This window comes from Rhodococcus sp. R1101 (genome assembly GCF_000278445.1).
Lineage (GTDB): Bacteria > Actinomycetota > Actinomycetes > Mycobacteriales > Mycobacteriaceae > Rhodococcus > Rhodococcus gordoniae.
The window spans coordinates 1-1,228 of the sequence record NZ_AJVB01000744.1; the positions used below are offsets into that span (position 1 = coordinate 1).

Here is a 1,228-nt window from a genome sequence, read left to right on the forward strand (position 1 = left end):
GTGAGGCGCTCCGCACGCGCCCGGTGGTAGCCGCCCGGATCCCGGCCGCGGCTTGCATGTCCTGCGACATGCGGTGCCGCGGCCGAGTCGTCTCCGCGATGAAGGCCACCCGGAAGTGGCAGCAATGACGCATATCGTCGAATTCCTGCCGGTGAGGGTCGATTGATAGCGTTCTGGCGTGAAGTTCCGTCCGAGAGGTGACCTGTGACCAGCGGTTCCGATTCCCCCGCCGACGTCGAGTTCCCGCGCGTCGACCTGCCCGATCTCGAAGCACGCGTCGCCGCCGAGGAGCGTCAGCGGGATCTGACGAAACCCGCCGGGTCGCTCGGACGACTCGAGGATCTCGGGTGCTGGGTCGCGGCCTGTCAGGGCGAGGTCCCGCCTCACCCCTTCCGCCGACCGCGGGTCGTGGTCTTCGCCGGCGACCACGGTGTCGCGCGCAACGGGGTCTCGGCCTATCCACCGGAGGTCACCGCGCAGATGGTCGCGAACCTGTCCGGGGGTGGCGCCGCCGTGAACGTGCTCGCCGCAGCGGCCGGGGCAGGCGTGCGGGTCGTCGACATGGCGGTCGAGAGCGACACCTCCCCCGAGGTGTCCGCGTTCAAGATCCGGCGCTCGAGCGGCAGCATCGACCGCGAGGACGCGCTGACCCACGACGAGACCGTCCGCGCGATCGAAGCCGGCCGCACGCTCGCCGACCGAGAGGTCGACGAGGGCGCCGATCTGCTCGTCGCGGGTGACATGGGGATCGGGAACACCACTCCCGCAACCGTTCTCATCGCCACCCTCACCTCCACCGAGCCCGTCGCCGCGGTCGGCCGCGGCACCGGCGTGGACGACGCCGGATGGATGCGCAAGGTCACCGCGATCCGCGACGCCATGCGGCGCGCCCGGCCGCACGTACGGAATCCCGTCGCGTTGCTCCGCGTCGCCGGGGGCGCCGATTTCGCGGCCATGGCCGGCTTCCTCGCGCAGGCCGCGGTGCGCCGGACGCCGGTGATCCTCGACGGCGTCGTCGTCACGGCCGCCGCGATGGTCGCCGAGGAACTCGCTCCCGGCGCGGCACGGTGGTGGGTGGCCGGTCACCGGTCGGCCGAGCCCGCGCACGACATCGCGCTGCGACATCTGCGCCTCGAACCGATCGTCGATCTCGGTATGCGTCTCGGTGAAGGGTCGGGTGCCGTGACGGCACTTCCGGTTCTGCAGGGTGCGGTCGCAATTCTCTCGC

General features: G+C 71.5%; 1 protein-coding gene. It reads left to right on the forward strand.

The genetic code is table 11. From position 1 onward, the window contains the following. Positions 1-204: 204 nt before the first annotated feature. The coding region (gene cobT / locus R1101_RS0123810) for a nicotinate-nucleotide--dimethylbenzimidazole phosphoribosyltransferase (protein ID WP_016935664.1) at positions 205-1,228 on the forward strand (1,024 nt) is incomplete at its 3' end.